Source organism: Alistipes intestinihominis (genome assembly GCF_040095975.1).
Lineage (GTDB): Bacteria > Bacteroidota > Bacteroidia > Bacteroidales > Rikenellaceae > Alistipes > Alistipes senegalensis.
Genome location: NZ_JBBMFL010000001.1, coordinates 255,999 through 276,513, shown reverse-complemented (window position 1 = coordinate 276,513; position 20,515 = coordinate 255,999). Strand labels below are relative to the sequence as shown.

Here is a 20,515-nt window from a genome sequence, read left to right as displayed (position 1 = left end):
AGATATAAAATTTCAACTAATAGAAAATCACCATAAGGTCTCAAGTACAATTGCGTATTTAATAGGCTGATGTTTTTATGATTTTCAATATCTGAACGCTCTCCATAGCCTCCTGCTCGGACTTGGAAATACCGTATTTAGTAGCGAGTTTTCTCCAACCCGAAACGGCATGTTTGACCTCCGCGAATATTGATTCCGCACGGGCGGGCTCCAACCCGAAATACGGCGTGATACTCATAGCCAGATCGAAATCCAGTGAATTGTCATTCTCCGAGATATTGAGCTTCAGTCCAATGCCGTACTCGTCAGAGTTCAGATCATAGGCCGGTGATAATCGCCAGCCCTGTGGCGTAAGTATAAACCCGTGGTTCCGCAGGTGGTCGTCGCAGTTCGAAACCACGATATTGAACACGATCCTGCGCCAGAGCTGTTCCAGGTTCCGGTCCGTATCATCGCAGTTGGCGATGATCCATTCGGCCAGTTCGAGGTAGCTGGCTCCCTCCGTATGGCTCGTACCGTCCGTATAACCGAGCAACGTCATGGCCGAAGCAAAGTGCATCCGTCGCCCCCTATCGGTCCGGTCGAAACGCTCGGTCATAAAGCTATGGTGCCGACTTCCGAAGCGCTGCGCCCGGCATTCGGACACCTCGATACCGCACAAGCGGGCCATCTCGGCCGTAACCATCTCCCATGCCCCGGAATCTTTCGTATCTCCGGCACTCGGGAACTTGACGATCCATAAGCGTCCGTTCTCATCTACCACATTGGCTTTGGGCCTTGCCCCGCCCAATGACGAACCAGGTGCGACGAGCATATCAATCCATCGCGTATGCTCCGGGATATCGACAATATCTTCCCGCTCTATTTGCAGGCTGGCATGTTCCAGTTCCCGGATCGATGCCCAGGGTGGCGTAGCCAGCGACCGCTCGTTATCCATGAAGTCCCCCTCTTTCGAGAACTTGAAGCGCAGGGCCCCCCATACGGTTGCCGTCGTACACGCCCATCAGGTAATCCGCCTCGTTAAGCGTTCGCGGTTCTCGATCCTGCAACCGGGCGTTGATGGCTTCCCATCTGCGCATAAGCGTACGTCCCCAGCGGTCTGGTGCGGAATCGAGGAACAATCCGAAATTGCTCTTATCCGAAGGTTGGTATTGCTTCCCGGTAAATGCCGACAGGTCGGGATCCAACGCACGAAAACGGGGATGGGCCAACCATGCGGGATCATTTTCATAGGAAAAGACCTCTTTGCCCCGGATCATTTCGCTGTGGAGTACACCCATATAGACCGGCTCCGCATCCTCGGGCCAGTCCATATATACGTATATATCGCGTTGCGTTACCATAATTTACCGTTTTTTGGAAACCCTTTCCCCAACCACGAGTTTGGCATCCTGAAGGGCACGCCCTAACTCGTCATCTTTAGCTACGAGCAGCAAATCTTTTTCCAGGCCGAGGATAGCCAGCACCCGGAAATAGTATCCCATCGCAACTCCCTCCTCACCCCGCTCGATCTTGGTCAGGGTGTTACGGGAGATTCCGGCACGCTCGGCCACCTGCTCCGAGGATAACTCCCGGCGCAGACGTGCCAGCTTTATATTTTCGCCTAGAGCCGTAAGCGTCTTCCGCTGGCTCGGCAACAATGCCCGCTTCATACAATAACATTAACGATTTTGTGCAAAAAAAAGCATTATCGCTCAAAATAATTAGCATTATGCAGATTTATTTTACAGATTACTCCCGAATACCTTTCTCATACAGGTTCCAGCAACAACGAAGGCCGATATGGCAACGTCCCGCTGTTATCGTGAAGTAAGCGATGAGATTATGATTCTACCAGCTACTCATGAGTAGGAATTATTCGGAGAACCTTTCCGGTCTTCTCAAACCGGTCCCTCTGATCCATGGCTACTATCGTCCCTTCCGTTAGCCCCAATACGTTTATGATTTCTACTGGACCATTATACTTCCAGTCGAAATTCTTGTCCATTACTTGGACACATACCTACACCAAGCAAGCAATCATGTTCTTTTTCATCAGAACAAAATCACACCTTTTTGATGTTATCAAAAAAAGTGAAATAGTTTCCTAATTATAACACTATACAATGCAGCATCATACTATAATAAAGCAAATAATACTAACGAGGACCGATAAATCGGTCTCCATTGAAATGTATCATGTGATCCGGATTATCAGCAATCCAAACCTCAGTCTCCCATGCGATATCCGCAATATGTTTTCTGAATTCCGCCCGATCCGGGAATGCCGTAACATATATTTTACCGACTTCTGACTCTTTCAAAAAATCCTCCAATTCAAGCATTCGCTTGGGTGATACGGGACCGTGAGATGTAACCACTTCTATCAAGAATAACCATTCCTTCCATTCATCATAGATAATGATATCAGGAAGCTTACTATGCTCTGTAATAGGAATGCCGATTTTTTCCAACGCGACCTTGTCTACATATAAATCTTTATTCTCTGTATCTCCGATATATAATACTTTTGCTCCGGGGGCAAATCGAGGGGCAAATTCCTCTATGACTGCTGCTTGAACAAGATTATGTTTTCCTGCCGACAACTTATATTCTTCACCTTCAATAATAACAGGTATTTTCGCTAAATCACGCTCTTTGTCATACCTGTCTTTCAATTTACCCAACAACTTTATGAAAGCCGACAGCTTGTCATCCCACTCTTTTTGTCCATATGCTCGGATTACCTCCAACGCCTCGGTACTCACGGCATAATGGGCTCGCGGACTATTGACAGGCAGATCCGGAATGTCCGGATTATAATATACCACTCCGGCCTGCACGAACTGATGCAAAACTTGTCTGCGGAACGTCTCTCTCGTATTGGGTGCATACGGCTGGTCTTGTTTGTAATGCTCGTTTACAAACGACATGATACCCTTGCTTACACCCATACTCTCACGAGACGCATCCTCCCAATTCCCATCCTCGGTTATATTACATAAGGCAAGAAGTGTCAAAGCAGACATTTCGTTTTGTTGAGCATCCGGCAATCCCAATGCTTTCAATATGGCTTGCGCTTCCTTGATTTTGCCCATATCAGTTTATTTGAAAATAGTTATTTACAATCTCATTTACATTCTCTATTGAGAAATTATTTTTCAATATCAATTTTTTGCCGATAGATCTGATTATTTCCAAATCCGGTAAAGGCATACTTCGCAATTCAGTGGCACTCACATTCACGTTGCCGTTGAATGTTCTGAAATAGTCATCGAATAAATCGCTATCCAATAGAGCCGATATTCCGATGACTTCGGTTCGATCCAAATGGCCCTTGGGCCTATAAATATAATTCAATTTATTTTCCACACCGATATAGCGGGCATTGGTCTTATTGCAAAAGTAGGGGGCTGCAATCAATCTGCTTTTATCATCCTTTGCACTGAATCGTCTTAAAAATACATAATTACGATTAGGTATAAGTACTCGTTGCGTCTGTGCAGAAATCCTGATGTATTGCTTTTTCCCTTTATATTCAACAGGGTGATCCACCAACATCTTTACGACATTATGCAACCAAAATAACGGTGCAACATCAAAAGCGGCAGGTTTATCACACAGGCTATTTTCCATTCGAAACGCCACGACCGGCCCTGTGGATATTTGGATGTCGTATTTATTGAGACTACCATTCCATGACTTAAACAGTCTAATAATGGACTCTTCGCGTGCATTGACCGGCAAATGAATGATCTTATCTTTCGATGTCGTATCAACTATATCAGCATATGGGTATACCTTCTGCCTCGCGGCATTCAAATCCGTTATCCCTTCGCTATATGAAATGCAAATTCTACGATCATCTATCATTTCGTCCCGCTGGAAGCCTTTGACTATAACCGTTTCTTGCAATACATCGTCTTTGGCGAACGTATCTTTCCGAGTATTGAATAGATGAATGAACGAAATATCTATTGCCCCTAAAAAATATTCTCTGAACAGCCGAAAGTACCGACCGGATGCAAAGCTACGAGGGACAATGAAAATCAATTCTCCGCTTTTATTCAACAAACCCGCAGAGATCGCCATAAACAACGAATATATGTTCGGTTGCCCGTCAACTATTTGTTGTGTAACCTTGACTCGGCTATCGTCTTTTGGTAGTTTGAAATACGGCGGATTCGATATGATGAAGTCGAATTTATCCGCGTCCTTCTGAAGTAGTGATGGAGAAGAATTCAGTGCTTGATAATTTTGTAGAATAAAATCATCTTCGCATACGACATAGTCAAAATCAATTCCTTGATTCTTTAGTGTCTCTGCTAAATAAATTAATGCTCGCTTCGTATATGCAACAACGCCTGAATCCGTTTCATATACGACCAGCCGAATGCTACGCACGGTACAAAGTTGTACTAACCTCTCGATTAAAGCGCAAGACAATACGCAAGTGCCACAACCCGGATCTAATACTGATATATCCTCTTTCTCGGTGGATAGTTGCTCGCTCATAAAGCGAGCTATCTCAACCGGTGTAAAAAATTGACCTTTCTCTTTTTTTGCTTCATTCGAAGTCGTAGACATGTATTGTGCTCCCAATCTTTGAGCGAAAGATGTGGGAGATTCATTGTCTTGATTATGTAATAAGTCAATTTTCACTCTACAAAGATAATTCTTTTAATCTGTGAATAGAGGTGGTAGGTTAGATTAATTATACAACATATAACAAAAGTTGTAACTATTACAATACAAGAAAGACATGTATGTTTATTTTGTAATTTCGCAAAATTATTCTACATTTATTTCACTATATTTAATTAAGTAACATGGCTCCTTTTCGACTATATTCTGTACGTATCGAAGAAAACAACATTACAACAGATAACGTAACCCTGATCTCTCCCAGACACAGTGTCGGTCAGCAAAATGAATATTCAAATTATTTCTCATTAATTATCGGCAATAATGGAACGGGGAAGAGTCGACTGCTTTGTAGCATAGCGAAACTGTTTAAACAAATTTATAATGACAAAAGTCCAGCAAAATTTTTTGGCAGTAAAGCTAATTTTAACACTGTTCCTAACAAAGTAATTGCCTTAACCAATAGCTTATCTGATCGTTTCCCATTAGATAACAGTTTTAAAAAATATCGGTCTGTATACGAACGCTACAACAAGACGGATGATTTTATTAAAAATTTATATAAAGATTCAAAATACATTTATTTAGGTCCCAGAAGCAGGAATAATTTTTTCTCGAATAAGACCACCATAAACAGAGCATTGGATATTTTTTTCGAACATTACTCAGAATTGGAAATTTCAGGTTATTACAGGCATGTATTCGATTATCTGGATTTTGAACCGATTTTAAAACTTAGATATCGAATCCCCGATTTATTTAAACAAGGCAAACGCATTAATAAAGAGTTTCTTTTCGCAAACACTCGTGCAACAATGTCTATAATGGGTCAAATTAATGGGGTTGATAAAACAAAGACACAACTCATAGACCTTTACGGACAGGAATTGGCCGATTTTTTCAATAATACAGAATTTTCCCATGATGGGTACAGAGAAATTTTAATCAACTTTTCTGCAAAGAATATCGAAAGACACTCAGATGATAAAAGACAATATAGCAATAATATAACTGAGTATAGGATATTAAATATCTTACGTAAGTTGAATATTGTCAGATCTTACGAAGTTAAAGTATATAAGAAAGGTGGATCCGAGTTCAGTTTTGAAGAAGCAAGTTCCGGAGAAGCCAACATTTTATCAACTTTATTAGCATTACTCCCGCTATTAGAGGATAATTGTATGGTTTTAATCGACGAACCGGAAATTAGTTTGCATCCAATCTGGCAAGCTAAATACATTGAATTATTAAACAACATTTTTGAACATTTTCATGGCTGTCATATCATTATAGCCTCCCATTCCCATCTGTTGGTCACAGATCTCCCTCCCGACCGATCTACAGTGATTACATTACAAAATAGGAAGAAGAATATCATGTCAGAAGTTATTCATGAGTCTACATTCGGTTGGAGCGCAGAAGATATCTTACTGAATGTATTTAGGCTTCCTACTTCAAGAAATTATTATCTATCCCAAGTTTTATCAAAAGGGCTGGAATTGTTGGCTGATCACGATAGACCAAATTCTGAATTAAATGCGGTCAGACGTCAAATTGAAGAATATTTCCCGTTAATGAAAGATAACGATCCTTTAAAAAGTATTGCCGAAATTATTATAAATGCAACCTTACGATGAGCGATCATATAAACAATGCATATCAGTTAACTTCAAAAGAAACTTCTTTAATAAAAAAGGAATTTTCAACCCATACGGATTGGAATAAAAGAATATTTGATCAGCTGAAAAAGAATATTGTGCTACATTTGAGAAAAGAGCAAGACAATACATGTTGCTATTGTAAACGTGAATTGGGATTTGACATTAAAGATGTAGAGATTGAACATATTGTTCCGAAATCTACATTTTCAAAATTTGCATTCTATTGTAAAAATCTTGCATTAAGCTGTCCTGGATGCAATACAAAGAAAGGAACAAGAAATGTACTTAATAAGCCTATTAAAAATTATCCGCGTTCAGGTAACGCATTTAAAATAATCCATGCTCACTATGATTCATATCCACAACACATACAAATTGATAATAAATCCGTTTATATAGCACTCTCTTCTAAAGGAAGTGAAACAATTACCATTTGTGAATTATTCAGACTTAATAAAGTCGAAGACAATATAAAAAAATTCAATGCGGAACGACAATCCGTATTAGCACATTTGACTGAAGGCATACGTACCGGCAAACCTGAAGAACAAGACGCTTTTATAAAAGAAATAAAACGACTAATACGTAATGAATAATCAATTAATTATAATACAGCGTACTATTACCCTATATGAATATATTCTCCGGTTAACGAATAAAAGGACTTTACCAGCCAAATACAATCAATTACACGACAAGGAAACATAACCTTTGAAAAACAAGTTTTCTGAACTTGCATATCTACAGTAAACTACGTACATTTGTGCCGTTAGCAGGTTCTTAAAAGACGATTCCGGACAGTAGATCATAAGGTTAGTATCCAAATCGTTACCTGGCACGAGAAAGAATATAGCAAGTATCTGATAATAGGATATTTCGAAGAGTTAGGTTCATTTCCCTCCCTCTCCGCAGAAGCGAAGATCGCCGGGTTGCAAGCGTGGCTTGCAACTCTTTTTTGTTTCCGGCACCGCAAAATTTCGGGGCCGAACGGCCCGAATTAAAAAAATTATGCCATATTTGCAATAAATAATTAAAGGTTAAGGCAAACCTTTATGCCATGAGGTAAACTTGCGATTACTAATAGGCAACTTATACAACAATACCCTTACAGCTAAAATCGGCGTCATTTTATCCACAAAGTTATTGGTACCAACTAATAGTTGGTATTATGAAATTTATCGAGTTCCGGTCGATTTTCGAATTGTTGGAAGCCTTTCCCACAGAGACGAGTATCCGCTATCTTGAACAACTTCGATGGCCTTCGGGGCCAGTTTTTCCCTATGATCCCGTTTCGGTAGTATATAACCGTGGCGATGGATTATATCGTTAAAACGACGGAAAAGAATTTCAACGTTCGTATAGGGACTATATTTGAAGGTTCCAAAATTTCGTTTCGTAAATGGTTATAGCTATCTATCTTATCACATCCTCCAAGAAAGGGATTTCGTCCACGTTACTGGCTGAATACATAAATGTCACCCAGAAAACCGCGTGGTTTATGAACCACCGCATTCGAGTCTGCTTCGGACTGGTTATGCCGAAGAAATTATGTGAAGAAGTCGAGGTCGATGAAACGTTTGTCGGCGGGAAAAATCGGAATCGCCATGCCAACAAGAAAGTCCAAAATTCCCGCAGCCGGAGTTTCAAAGATAAAACCCCGGTGTTGGGAATGCTTCAGCGGGGCGGTATGGTCGTATGTCAAGTGGTTCATAATACGTCCTATAAGGCGTTGACGCCGCCGATTATCAAGACTATTAAATTACGAACAACGTTATATTCTGATGAATGGTCTGGCTATAATGTAATAAGCAAGTTCTACCAGCACTACATTGTAGATCATGACCGAAGGCAGTATGTTGATGGAAATGCTTACACGAACACGATTGAAGGCTTTTGGGGAATCTTGAAATTTGCATTTTGGTATTTCAATACGCTCTTTATCTACTGGAGCAAGTTTTATCACGGCTCCACATTTGGGACATCTTGTTATATCATTTTCATCAACAAATCCTTCTTGTAACCCGCATTTGCCGCATATAATTTTTCATGCTTATTCATCTTCATAATTTGTATTTTTACGAAAAAAATCAAAATTTTTCTATCTTTGCCAATATTAAGGAATGTGCCTTATACTCGTTGAAATCGCCAATCTCACCGAACGTATATACAAGGCACAGCGAACGTCCATACTCGTGGGCTGTTCGTCTGTGTGTATATACAGGTGTTTGGCGATACCTAACGAGTACACGAGGACGACAGCCCACTTTCTGTTTAATTAAACATTGTAAAACTTTCCTATCGGCTGTACGTGGAAAAATCGTTAAAATTCGCCATTATGAAAAAGATTTTTATCTTAGTTGTTTGCGCTGTAATGCCCAGCGTAAATGCGTTTTCGCAGATTGCTCAATTAGGGGATGAAGTCGTGTCGCAAAAAACAGGATTAGAAGCTGCGTTATTGTTACAAGATCACGGCTTTCTTGCCATGAAGCCAATTTACGAAGTTCTTGATGATAATAGGATATTTTGCGGTCGGATGTGCCTGCTGGGAAACAAAAATGGAGTTGGGGTGGCAGCAATGTTCAATATAACATCTTACAACGAGAGAATTGCAAAACTAATAGTCACATACAAACGCGAGATGGAAACTTCAGACGATTTAGCTGATGAATTAATAAGATTAGGGTACAGAAAAGTAAAAACTTATCAGAAAAAAGAAGGAGTAGTTTTGTCTACGAATATAGAATTTATTAATTCTCCAAAATCAATTACAGCAACCATAATCATACCTCACAATTCTATTTCAAATAATGATGCACCGCCATTACAATTATCATTTACGCGTTAAATGTTCAGAAAATATTAGGGTATTTTGTATATAGTTACCTACTAATAAATGTAATAGGTTTTCACTGGTATAGATTTTGTCTGAAACCTGTGTTTTGCCCCTGCATTTCGGTGCAGGCGGCATGCACGGGCGCAAGGGCAGTTACCGGTGAAGGCTCGCAAGGCCAACCTCATGGGACTGTACCTGCGTTCCGTGCTTTTTTATGCCCGGACCGGAACGCAGAACCGGACATCGGGCGAATTGGGTGCGGGATATTCGAATTCTTCATGTTTGCAGGTTAAAAGCGTCACAATGCATTTTTACCTTTGTCCCGCACCCGTTTTTTCGATCTCGTAATTTCAACGGGTCCGCCGCCGCACGATCCGATGCGGCGTCCGGACGAAACCCGGTCGAACCGTCTGCGATCCCGGCCGCGATTCGAAAGTCCCAAGACACGCAATATGACGGCGGCCGGGGATCGCTTTCCGACGGCCGCTGCGGCAAGGGCCGCAGTCCCGCGCGTCACTCGGACGCATACTTCTTCGGAAGCACGCCGAACTGCTTCTGGAAGCATTTGGCGAAATAGGACGTGGAACTGAATCCCACCATATAGCAGACCTCGTTGATGTGGTAACGCTTGTCCCGGAGCAGCCGGGCCGCGGTTTTCAGCCGTTCGAGCCGCAGATAGTCGTTCGGGGTCATGTTCAGCACGCCTTTGATCTTGCGGTAGAAGCTCGCACGGCTCATGTGCACCATCTCGGCGATGTCGTTGATCTTGAACTCGGGATCGCTGAGGTTGGCCTGGATGATCTCTTGCAGCCGGACGATGAAATCGGTGTCCACCGAGGAGGTCGCCACGGTATTGGCCAACACCAGCGGATTTTTCGAGAAAGCCTCGCTCAGCATCTGCCGGCTCTTGATAAGGTTGGCGATCACCGACAGCAGGTAATCCGACGAAAAAGGCTTCTCGACATAGGCGTCGGCCCCGGCGTCCATGCCCGAAATCTTCGAACGGAGATTCGTCTTCGCCGACAGCAGGATCAGGGGGATATGGCTGTAACGCAGGTCGGTTTTCACCTGCCGGCAAAACTCGATGCCGTCCATCTTGGGCATCATGATATCGCTGATGATCACATTGACGTAGTTCTTCTCCAGCAGCTCCAGCGCTTCGACGCCGTTCCCGGCCGTGAGCACCGAGTAGCTTTCCGACACCTGCCGCCGGATGAAGGCGCACATCTCGGGGTTGTCCTCGACGACCAACACACTGTAAGCCTCCCAGCCGGGGTCGCCGCGCTCGTCGGAGATGCTCTCGGCATCCTCCGCCGATACGGTTTCCACGACCGCCTCCGCCTCCTGCCGGCAGAGCGGAACGGTCAGCACGAACACGTTCAGTTCCGTGTCGGCCTCCATCGCCAGCGTGCCGTGGTGCAGTTCGGCCAGCGAGCGCGACAGCGCCAGCCCGATTCCCGTTCCGGTCGATTCCTCCTTGCGGGTATGGCGGAAGAACGGGGCGAAAATGGCCTCGCGCATCTCCGGAGGCACGACCTCGCCGTCGTTGGTCACCGTGACCCGGAACGCATCGCCCGCCACCGACAGCCCGACGCGGATCATCGTCTCGGAATATTTCAGGGCGTTGTTCATCAGGTTGCTCAGAATCTTGGTGAAAGCCTCCCGATCGACCTGCGCATGAATCGCCCCTTCGCCCGGGTCCAGTTCGAAGGTCTTGTGCTGTTGCTTGGCCGAGGAGCTGAAACGGTAGAACGTCTCTTCGACGATATCCGTCACGTTCTGCCGCGTCAGGTTGAGCGACAGACGCTCTTTCTCGATCTTCTGGAAATCCAGCAGCTGATTCGTGAGGTCCAGCAGACGGTTGGTGTTGCGGTCCATGACGATCAGGTCCTCGGCCATGCTCCGGTCCGTCATCTGGCGGCCGAGGATGTTCTCCAACGGCCCTTTGATGAGCGTCAGCGGCGTGCGGATCTCGTGGGCGATGTTGGTGAAGAAGCTGATCTTGGCATTGTACAGCTCGCGTTCCTTTTCGCGCTCGAAAGCCTGGATGTGCTGCTGCTGGCGGCGGACGTTGCGGCGCGTATAGTAAATCCGGATCAGCACGAGCGCCCCCAGGGCAAGCAGCCCGTAGACGACATAGGCCGCCGCAGAGAGGTAGAACGGCGGCGAAACCTCGATGAAAAGACGCTTCTCCGCCTCCGGGCCGGCATGGTCCGACCCCGCCGGGAGACGCACCCGGAAGCTGTATTTACCGTAGGGGATTTTCGAATAGGTGATCGTGGCGCTCCCGGGCGTGCACTGCCGCCACTGGTCGTCGAAGCCTTCGAGCTTATAGAGCAGGCGGCTGGTCTGCGGCTCGCGGTAGCTCAGGGCGGCGATCTGCAACGACAGGGAGTTCTGGTCGTGTTTCAGGCGGATCGAATCCGAACAGATGATGCTCTTGCGCAGCGGAGAGTTGCGGCCCCCGACGGCGACTTTCTCGTCGAGCAGCGAGAAATCGGTGATGTAGATGGGCGGCACGTAGTCGGTCTTGCGGCCGAGGAGCGTCTCGGGGTTGAAGGAGATCAGCCCCTCGATACAGCCGAAATAGATGGTCCCGTCCGGGGATTTGTACCCCGACTTGTAGTTGAACTGATTGCTCAGCAGACGGTCGGTCACGGTGTAGACCTGCCGGACACGGCCCGCCCGGGGATCGAACAGCGCCAGCCCCCGGTCGGTCGTGATCCAGAAATAGCCGCGGTCGTCCTCGATGATCTGGAAAACGACATCGCTGGGCATTCCGTCGGAGGAGGTGTAGCGGACGAAGGTGTTCCCGGCGGGGTCGAAGCGGCAGAAGCCCGAACCCTCGGTGGTGAGCCATATCCGGCGGCCGCTGTCCTCGAAAATGCCCGTGATGTTGTCGTAGGGAAGCGAGTCGGGATCGTCGTCATCGTGCAGGAACTGCGTCCAAACGTCGTTGCGCGCGTCGTAACGGTAGACGCCGTTGGAGGAGGTCCCCACCCACAGATTCCCGTTCGAATCCTCCCGGATGTCGCGGACCATCTTGCCGCCGTTGATCTCCGGGACGTAAAGGAAACGGTCCGTCTCGCGGTTGTAATACTGGAGTCCGTGCATGGTTCCCACGTAGATGCGCCCGCCGTTGGTCTTGTAGAGGGCGAAAACATAGTTGCTGAACAGCCGCCCCGGCTTGTTGTCGTTGTCGTATTTGCGGATGCGGCCCGTCCGGGTGTCGATCACCCGGATGCCTTTCGAGAAGGTGCTCACCCAGAGGTCGTCTCCGTCCATCAGCAGTCCGTGGACGTTGGAGAACTCCCGGCTCGGGGCGAAGAAGCCGAACGAACCCGTCGCCGGATCGAACGTGTAGAGCCCGGCATCCTCCGTGCCGATCCAGAGCCGCCCGTCGCTGCCGGGGCAGATTTCCCGCACGCGGCGGCCCTGAAGGCTGTGCGGATCGTCGGTGTGGTAATATTTTTCGAAATCGGAGTTCCGCTGGGGCAGGTAATTGATGCCCCCGAAGAACGAACCGATCCACAACCCGCCCTCGCGGTCCTTGCAAAGCGAATACACGGCGTTGTCGGAGAGCGAATAGGGATCGTACGGGGAGCTTTTCAGATGCTGGTAACGCCGGGTGCGGACGTTGTAGACGACGATGCCCGACTCGGTTCCGATCCACAGTTCTTCGGGCGAATACGGCAGGATATGGCGCACGAACAGCGGTGCATCGGGGTTGTCCGACAGCCGCAGGCGGGTAACCGTTCCGGAGACGAGGTCCACCTTCGCCACGCCGCGCTCCTCCAGCCCGAGGTACATCTCGTTGTAGTCGCTCAGACAGATGAAGGAGATGATATCCTGGGGATAAATCTCCCGCCCGTCGGCGTCGAGGAACGGTTTCACGGTCCGGAACAGGTCCTCGGTGCAGTAAAGCCCGCCGCCGTAGCCGGCGAACCAGATGACCCCGTTCTTATCGGAAGCGAGGCTGCGCAGCGGCTTCCGCGGCTTGTAGCGGCGTTCGACCTCACGGGTCTGCGGATCGTAGCAGAAAACGTCGCCGTTCTCCACGACGATCCAGACGCGGCCCTCCCGGTCGCAGTCGAGAATCGAAATGGGCTTGGTGACCGGCTTCCCGTCGGCAGCGTAGAGCGGCACGCCGGAGAAATGCTCCGTCTCGGGATCGTAGATATAAAGCCCCGAATCGGTGCCGACCCAGATTCTGTGACCGTGATCCTGGACGAGACGTTTGATCAGGCTGTTCCCCAGTCCGGCCGTGAAACGGGGATCGTGCATGAAGGTCTTGAACGATTTCCCGTCGTAACGGCACAGGCCGTCCTTCGTGCCGAACCACATGAAGCCTTTGTCATCCTGAATGATCGAAGTGACCGTATTCTGCGACAATCCGTCGTTGATGTCCAGCCGGTCGAAATGGATCGACTGCGCACGGAGCGGAAAAACGCCGCAACAAAACGCCAGGACAAGCGGATAAAATTTTCCCATACGAAGTTCAGGTTAGCAGAACAAATATAATTAAATTTATATCACCGAAAAACACCCCGCAGACCCTGCGACAAAAGAGCCCGTTTGCACAACGCGCTGACGAACAACGATTTGCAAAAACAAAACAATCCGTTCACACCGGACAAGAGACAAAATTGAGATAATTCTTGCGTTAATAGCGACTATATTTTCTTGCGCCCCGTTTTCCCTTTCATATCTTTGTTTTAGCTAAAAAACCCGACTTAAAACGGCACGCCCCGGATGGCTGCCGGACCGAAAGCAACCGATGAAAAAGTGCATTTCCATTCTGTTCGCCTGCTGTGCGATCGCCGGTGAGACCGCTGCCATGAAGGGCAGCCTTTCGCAGCGGATCACGCTGAAAACCCCGGGCAACCGCGCCGTGACCTACAACCTCCGCGAAACCGCTGAGGGGGGGGGAATTTTAGAAGCTGACCGACGGCTGCCGCTGACCGTCCGACGGCAAAAAACCGAAACCGACGACGAAATCAGAATCGTCCTCACGCTGACAGCGGAGGATCTCCTATATTATAATGTAGAGCAGTCTTTCCATACGGGCCTCGCCCACGAGAACTGCCTCTTCTACATGCCCGGATTCTGGTACCGCAAGAACCTGCGGTCGCCCGAATCGGCCCCTTCGTTCCACACCGGCGACAGCTGGCAGGTGCGCGAAGACCGTCTGAGCACGCCCCTCACGGGTATTTACGACGAACGATCGGGCACCTACTACACGGTGCTCCGCACCGACACGCCCGACTGCGAGGCGCTCGCCTGCCACAACTACGGCGAGGTGATCCTCTCGGGCAAAACGTCGCTGGGCTTCACGGGATTCCGCAATGCGGACGCGCACGCCGCGCTGGTCTTCGGCTTCCCCTACTGCGAAGCCCCGAAATCCTACGTCCGCAAACTGACCCTCGCCCCGGCCGTCCGGGCATTCGAAAAGTTGGAGAAGGGCGAGACGCGCCGCCTGACATGGACCATCCGCAAGGGCGCCAGCCCCTCCTACTCGTCGTTCGTGGCCGAGGTGTGGAACGACTCCTTCGACACGCTCGATCCCCGGCCCGTCAGCCCGCGCTACACTCCCGACGAAGCCAAGGCCATTCTGTCCGAATACTTCTCCCGCAGCTACGTCGGGAAATACCCGCTGAAATTCACCTCCGGCGTGGAGCTCCGCACGGCCGACTGCGAAAGCACGGACATCGCCGAAGTGGGATTCGTGGGCCGCGTGCTGCTCAACGCCTTCAACGCGCTGGAATACGCCGAGGCGAACGGCCGCGAACAGCTCGCGGCAGAGGCCCGGTCGATCTTCGACAGCTACCTGCGATACGGATTCACGCCGGGCGGCCTGATCCGCGAGGTGGTCGATTTCAAACGCGAGCGCGAAGCCGACGTGTACAGCATCCGCCGCCAGTCGGAAGGCCTCTACGCCCTGCTGAACTACCTCGACTACGAAAAACGGCACGGCCGCAGCCATCCCCGGTGGGAGGCCCGCATCCGGACCCTGCTGGAGAAATTCCGCACGCTCCAGAATCCCGACGGCAGTTTCCCCCGCAAATTCCGCGACAACCTGACCGTCGTGGACGCCTCCGGCGGCAGCACGCCTTCGGCCACGCTGCCCCTGACGATGGCCTGCGCCTATTTCGGGGACGAGGCGTACCGCCGGAGCGCCGTACGCACGGCCGACTATCTCGAAAAGAACCTCATCTCCAAGGCCGACTACTTCTCCTCGACGCTCGACGCCAACTGCGAGGACAAAGAGGCTTCGCTCTACGCCGCAACGGCGATGTACTACCTGACATTCATCTCCGAGGGCGCCGAACGGCAGCGCTACGTCGATCTGTGCCGCGAGGCGGCCTATTTCGCCCTCTCGTGGTACTACCTCTGGGACGTGCCTTTCGCACAGGGGCAGATGCTCGGCGACGTAGGCTTCCGCTCGCGCGGCTGGGGCAACGTGTCGGTGGAGAACAACCATGTCGATGTCTTCATCTTCGAATTCGCCACGGTGCTCGATTTCCTGGCTGACACGTGCGGCGAACCCCGTTTCGCCCGCATGAGCGCCGTGATCCGGAGTTCGATGCTCCAGCTGATGCCCGCCGAGGGGTCGATGTTCGGGATCGCCCGCACGGGCTACTACCCCGAGGTCGTGCAGCACACCGCCTGGGACTACGGCAAGAACGGCAAAGGCTTCTACAACGACATCTTCGCGCCGGGATGGACCGTAGCGTCGCTCTGGCAGATGCTCACCCCCGACCGCGTCACGAAATTTTTCGCCAACCGATAAACCACGGGCAAATGACACGAATTCTACTGCTTCTCATTCTTCTCGCACCGCTCGCCGCACCGGCGCAGAGCGCCCTGAAAGAACGCGAGACGATCTGCACCCTGACCTCGCAGGAGGGCCACGGCGGGCAGTTCGACTGGAAAATGAAACGTGCCGACGAAGTGGGCGTACGCTCCGAGGAGGTCTCCTCCGCCGAGCTCCCAACCGAAGGGTGGCTGCCGGCGGTGGTCCCGGGAACGGTGCTCAACTCGCTGGTGCACGACGGCGTATACCCCGAACCGTACTACGGACTCAACAACAAACTGGAATCGAACCTCATTCCCGACCTCTACCGCGCCGGACGGGATTTCTACACCTACTGGTTCCGGACGGAGTTCCGGCTCGACCGGAAGGAGTGCGGCGGCAGGAAGGTCTGGCTGCAAGCCGACGGCATCAACTACCGCGCGGAAATCTGGCTCAACGGCAGCATGGTGGGCAGCACGGCCGGCATGTTCCTGCAACGTGTGATCGACATCACCGACAAGGTCACGTTCGACCGGAAGAACGTCCTGGCCGTGAAGGTCTACCCCGTGGACATGCCCGGCACGATACGCCCCAAGGGCGGCAAGTCGTTCGGCGCCAACGGGGAGTTCCAGAACGGCGGCAACGGCGAGATCGGCCGCAACGTCACCCAGCTGATGACCGTCGGGTGGGACTTCTTCTATCTCGACGGCATCCGCGACCGCAACACCGGCATCTGGCGCGACATCACGCTCTTCACCACCGGGCGCGTGCGGCTGGCCCATCCGTTCGTGAAATCCGAGTTGTCGAAACCCGGCTACGATGTGGCGCACCAGACCGTTTCGGTCGAGGTGACCTATCCCGACTACATCCCGCAGAACACCTGGCGGAAAGCCAAAGTCAGCGGCGAGATCCACGGCGAAGGCATCCGCTTCGAAAAGGAGGTGTCGCTCTACCGCGGCGAGGTGAAGGAGGTGGTCTTCACCCCCGAAGAGTTTCCGCAGTTAGTGATCCGCAACCCGCGCCTGTGGTGGCCGCTGAACAAGGGGAAACAGGAGCTCTACGACCTGACGCTGAAAGTCGAGTTCGACGGCCGGGTCAGCGATTCGATCTCGACGCGTTTCGGCATCCGTGAGATCGCCTCGACGACCGACACGCCGGACAAGTCGCGCACGTTCAGCGTCAACGGCCGGCCGCTCTTCGTCCGGGGCACCAACTGGCTGCCGGAAGCCATGCTCCGCACGTCGGACGAACGCACCCGGGCCGAACTGCGCTACACGGCCCAGTCGGGCGTGAACCTCATCCGCTTCTGGGGCGGCGGCATCACCGAATCGGACTACTTCTTCCAGCTCTGCGACTCGCTGGGCATCCTCGTCTGGCAGGAGTTCTGGATGACGGGCGACACCAACCACCCCAACGATCCGGGCGTCTACTATTCAAACGTGGTCTCCACGGTGAAGCGCATCCGCAACCACCCCTCGCTGGCCTACTACGTCTCCTCGAACGAGAGCACCGAGATGCCGCAGATGGAACGTCTGCTCGAAAGGCTCGACGGCACGCGCGGTTATCAGATGCAGTCGGAGTGCGGCGGCATCCACGACGGCAGCCCCTACAAGCAGGTCAACATCATGAGCCACTACGAGGACAAAGCCTCCCCGCGCGGCAGCCGCGTCTACGGATTCAACCCCGAATACGGCGCCCCGTGCCTGCCGACGGTCGAGTGCCTGCGCGAAATGATGGACGAAAAGGACCTGTGGCCCGTCAACAAGGCGGTCTGGGACTACTCCGACGGCAACGGCTTCCACCTCATGTCAACGCTCTACACCGACATGACCAACGAATACGGACCTTCGCAAAGCATCGAGGAGTTCGCCGAAAAGGCGCAGTTCCTCGGCGCCATGAACTACAAGAGCATCTGGGAGGTCTGGAACTACAACAAGTTCGGCTACGGCGACCGCTACACGTCGGGATTCCTCTACTGGTACCACAATTCGGCCGTGCGCCAGGTCGCCGGACGCATGTGGGACTGGTCGCTCGAACCCACTGCGGCGCTCTACGCCGCGCAGAACGCCTGCGAACCCCTCCATCCGCAGTTCGACTACCTGAAAAACACGGTGTCGGTGGTCAACGACCACTACCGCGCATACCGCGGCTACCGGGTCACGGCCGAGGTCTACGACCTCGACATGCGGCGCATCGACTCGCAGTCGGCGGCGGTCGATCTTCCCGAAGACGGCGTTGCGAACGACGTGCTGACGCTGGACTTCTCGGCGTCGAAGACCCCCGTGCAGTTCATCAAGCTGCGACTCTTCGACGAACGCGGCAAGCAGGCAGGCAGCAACTTCTACTGGCGCTCGGACAACGAATACAAGGGTGCCAACACGCTCACCGGTCCGGCGACGGCGGGATTCCAGTCGCTCGGCGAACTGGCCCGGACCCGCGTCGCCGCGTCGTACGAAACCTCGGTGGACGACGGATGCCACTACATCGACCTTCGGCTGAAAAACACCGGCCGCACGGTGGCGTTCTTCACGCAGGTGCAGTGGCTCGACGAGCGGCGCAAGCCCGTGCGGCCCTCGTTCTACACCGACAATTTCCTCTGCCTGATGCCGGGCGAGAGCCGGACGGTGCGCATCGAAACGGCGCTCGACAAACTCCCCGAAGAGACATACACGCTCGTCGTGCGGGGCTTCAACCTCGACACGCGCGAATTCAAGGTCAAAATCCGGCGTCCGTGAAACCCCTGCTGCACATCCTGTTCCTGCTGCTGGCCTTCACGGCCGGAGCGCGGCCGCACACTTACGACGTGGTGATCGTGGGCGGAACCCCTGCGGGGATCACCGCCGCCGTCGCCGCCGCGCGCGAAGGGAAAAACAGCGTCATCCTCGAACGCTCGGACCACGTCGGCGGACTCCCGGTCAACGGACTGGGCGCCACGGACATCGCCACGCGGGGCGCCACGGCGGGGCTGTTCGCCCGTTTCGTCGCGCTGAACAAGGCCCACTACACGGAAAAATACGGAGCCGGTTCGCAGCAGGCGCGCGATTGCAGCGACGGATACCATTTCGAACCGTCGGTGGCGGCGGAGACCTTCGCACGGATGCTCGCCGAAGCCGGCCCCGGACGCATTACGGTCCTGACGGGCCGCCAGTTCGACGCCGAAGCGCGCTACGTCGAGAAGCGGGGCGATCGGATCGTCTCGATCCGCATCCTCGACCGTGCGACGGGCCGCGAAGAGCACTACCGCGGCGCGGTATTCATCGACGCCACCTACGAAGGCGACTTGGGCGCCGCCGCCGGAGTTCCGTTCCGGACCGGGCGCGAAGGAGCCGCCGAATACGGCGAACCGTGCGCCGGAAAGATCTACCGCTGGTGGAAGCACGGCCCCGACGCCGAAGGCACGACCTACGAGGGCGACGACGCCATCCAAGCCTACAACTACCGCCTCTGCCTGACGGACGACCCGCAGAACCGGCTGGCGATTCCCCGGCCCGAAAACTACGACCGCGAAGAGTACGTTTCGCTGGTCGGCGACGTGCTGGACGGCCGCAACACCGACGCACGTTACCGCACGGCGGATTCGGCGGCCATCGCCCGGAACCGCCGGCGCATCGAGGCCGGAGAGCGGACCTCGGCCCCCGGCGATGTCTGGGGCATGGCCAAGGTGACGAGCATGACCCGCCTGCCGAACGCCAAAACGGACGCCAACAACCAGCACCTCGCGCTTATCTCCACGGACCTGCCCGAAGAGAACCAAGCGTGGCCGACGGCCGGCTGGGCGTGGCGCGACCGCTTCGCCAAACGCCTGCGCGACTACACGCTGGGCCTGCTGTGGTTCGCCCAGCACGACGAGGCGCTGCCCGTGCACTTCCGCGAAGCCTGCCTGCGGTGGGGTCTCGCCGCCGACGAATACCGCGACAACGGCGGATTCCCGCGTCAGGTCTACGTCCGCGAGGGCCGGCGGCTGGAAGGCTGCCATTTCTTCACCGCGCAGGACGCCCTGCCCGAAGCCGAAGGGAAGCGCCCGCCGCTCCACCGCAGTTCGGTCACCGCGAGCCACTACGCCCTCGACTCGCACGCCGTGCGCAAACGCGAGCCGGGACGCATACACCTCGACGGCTTTTTCAGCCACCCCACGGCGGTCTACACGGTTCCCTACGGCGTGATGGTTCCCCGGCGGGTCGAAAACCTGCTCTTCCCGACAGCCGTTTCGGGCAGCCACGTCGGATTCTCCACGCTGCGCATGGAGCCCTGCTGGATGGCCCTGGGCGAAGCCGCCGGAACGGCGGCCGCACTGGCGGCCGACAGCCGCCGGAACGTCCGCGAAATCCCCGTGGACTCGTTGCAGGAGCGCCTGCTCCGCCACGGAGCGGTGCTGGTCTACCTGCGGGACCTGCGCCCCGGCGATCCCGACTACGCCGCCGTGCAGCGGCTGGCGCTGCGGGGCTTCTTCCCCGAATGGGAGGCGGGGCTCGACCGTCCGCTCGACGCCTCCACGGCGCGCCTGTGGAGCTCGCTCGCAGGGCGCGGAATAACGGCCGACGGCACGGCCACCCGGCGGGAGTGGATTCGCCGGATCGCAATGACTAACTTCTAAAACACAAATGA

At 52.6% G+C, this 20,515-nt stretch carries 13 protein-coding genes; 7 read left to right on the top strand and 6 right to left on the bottom strand.

Annotated features, from left to right (window positions below):
* Window positions 1–58 precede the first annotated feature (58 nt).
* From WMO46_RS01155 to WMO46_RS01135, 5 genes are all read right to left on the bottom strand, one after another.
* Window positions 59–814, bottom strand: coding sequence for a type II toxin-antitoxin system HipA family toxin (locus WMO46_RS01155; protein WP_349093609.1), 756 nt, complete (start codon window positions 812–814; stop codon window positions 59–61).
* 115 nt (window positions 815–929) lie between these two features.
* Window positions 930–1,343, bottom strand: coding sequence for a hypothetical protein (locus WMO46_RS01150; RefSeq protein WP_242493125.1), 414 nt, complete (start codon window positions 1,341–1,343; stop codon window positions 930–932).
* Window positions 1,344–1,346: 3 nt separating this feature from the next.
* On the bottom strand, window positions 1,347–1,652 hold the full coding sequence (locus WMO46_RS01145; RefSeq protein ID WP_009133522.1) for a helix-turn-helix domain-containing protein: 306 nt from the start codon (window positions 1,650–1,652) through the stop codon (window positions 1,347–1,349).
* A gap of 486 nt (window positions 1,653–2,138) precedes the next feature.
* On the bottom strand, window positions 2,139–3,077 hold the full coding sequence (locus WMO46_RS01140; protein WP_129650814.1) for a BsuBI/PstI family type II restriction endonuclease: 939 nt from the start codon (window positions 3,075–3,077) through the stop codon (window positions 2,139–2,141).
* 1 nt (window position 3,078) lies between these two features.
* Window positions 3,079–4,641, bottom strand: coding sequence for an Eco57I restriction-modification methylase domain-containing protein (locus WMO46_RS01135; RefSeq protein WP_242493126.1), 1,563 nt, complete (start codon window positions 4,639–4,641; stop codon window positions 3,079–3,081).
* Between the two features lie 167 nt (window positions 4,642–4,808).
* On the opposite strand from WMO46_RS01135, the gene WMO46_RS01130 reads away from it, so the two are divergent.
* The 4 genes from WMO46_RS01130 to WMO46_RS01115 all read left to right on the top strand — a co-directional run bounded on the left by WMO46_RS01130 (window position 4,809) and on the right by WMO46_RS01115 (window position 9,129).
* Window positions 4,809–6,260 carry an AAA family ATPase gene (locus WMO46_RS01130; RefSeq protein ID WP_129650815.1) on the top strand — a complete coding sequence of 484 codons (1,452 nt, stop codon included), beginning with the start codon at window positions 4,809–4,811 and terminating at the stop codon, window positions 6,258–6,260.
* On the top strand, window positions 6,257–6,880 hold the full coding sequence (locus tag WMO46_RS01125; protein WP_129650816.1) for an HNH endonuclease: 624 nt from the start codon (window positions 6,257–6,259) through the stop codon (window positions 6,878–6,880). The genes WMO46_RS01130 and WMO46_RS01125 overlap by 4 nt, the downstream gene beginning before the upstream one ends.
* 803 nt (window positions 6,881–7,683) lie before the next feature.
* Window positions 7,684–8,304, top strand: a complete 621-nt coding sequence (locus WMO46_RS01120) for an IS1595 family transposase (RefSeq protein WP_129650817.1) — start codon at window positions 7,684–7,686, stop codon at window positions 8,302–8,304.
* A 315-nt stretch (window positions 8,305–8,619) separates the two neighbouring features.
* On the top strand, window positions 8,620–9,129 hold the full coding sequence (locus tag WMO46_RS01115) for a hypothetical protein (RefSeq protein ID WP_129650818.1): 510 nt from the start codon (window positions 8,620–8,622) through the stop codon (window positions 9,127–9,129).
* Window positions 9,130–9,630: 501 nt separating this feature from the next.
* On the opposite strand, the gene WMO46_RS01110 is transcribed toward WMO46_RS01115, so the two are convergent.
* The gene (locus WMO46_RS01110) at window positions 9,631–13,608 is read right to left on the bottom strand and encodes a hybrid sensor histidine kinase/response regulator transcription factor (RefSeq protein ID WP_349093608.1); all 3,978 of its coding nucleotides are present in this window, start codon (window positions 13,606–13,608) and stop codon (window positions 9,631–9,633) included.
* A gap of 286 nt (window positions 13,609–13,894) precedes the next feature.
* On the opposite strand from WMO46_RS01110, the gene WMO46_RS01105 reads away from it, so the two are divergent.
* From WMO46_RS01105 to WMO46_RS01095, 3 genes are read left to right on the top strand one after another with little or no spacing between them, the layout of a single operon-like run.
* Window positions 13,895–15,907, top strand: a complete 2,013-nt coding sequence (locus WMO46_RS01105; RefSeq protein WP_410520072.1) for a hypothetical protein — start codon at window positions 13,895–13,897, stop codon at window positions 15,905–15,907.
* A gap of 11 nt (window positions 15,908–15,918) precedes the next feature.
* A complete protein-coding gene (locus WMO46_RS01100) occupies window positions 15,919–18,645 on the top strand; it encodes a glycoside hydrolase family 2 protein (protein ID WP_349093607.1) in 2,727 nt (908 codons plus the stop codon).
* Window positions 18,642–20,504: an FAD-dependent oxidoreductase gene (locus WMO46_RS01095; protein WP_278965376.1), complete on the top strand. Its 1,863-nt coding sequence runs from the start codon at window positions 18,642–18,644 to the stop codon at window positions 20,502–20,504. Before WMO46_RS01100 ends, WMO46_RS01095 begins: the two co-directional genes overlap by 4 nt.
* The last annotated feature ends 11 nt before the right edge of the window (window positions 20,505–20,515 follow it).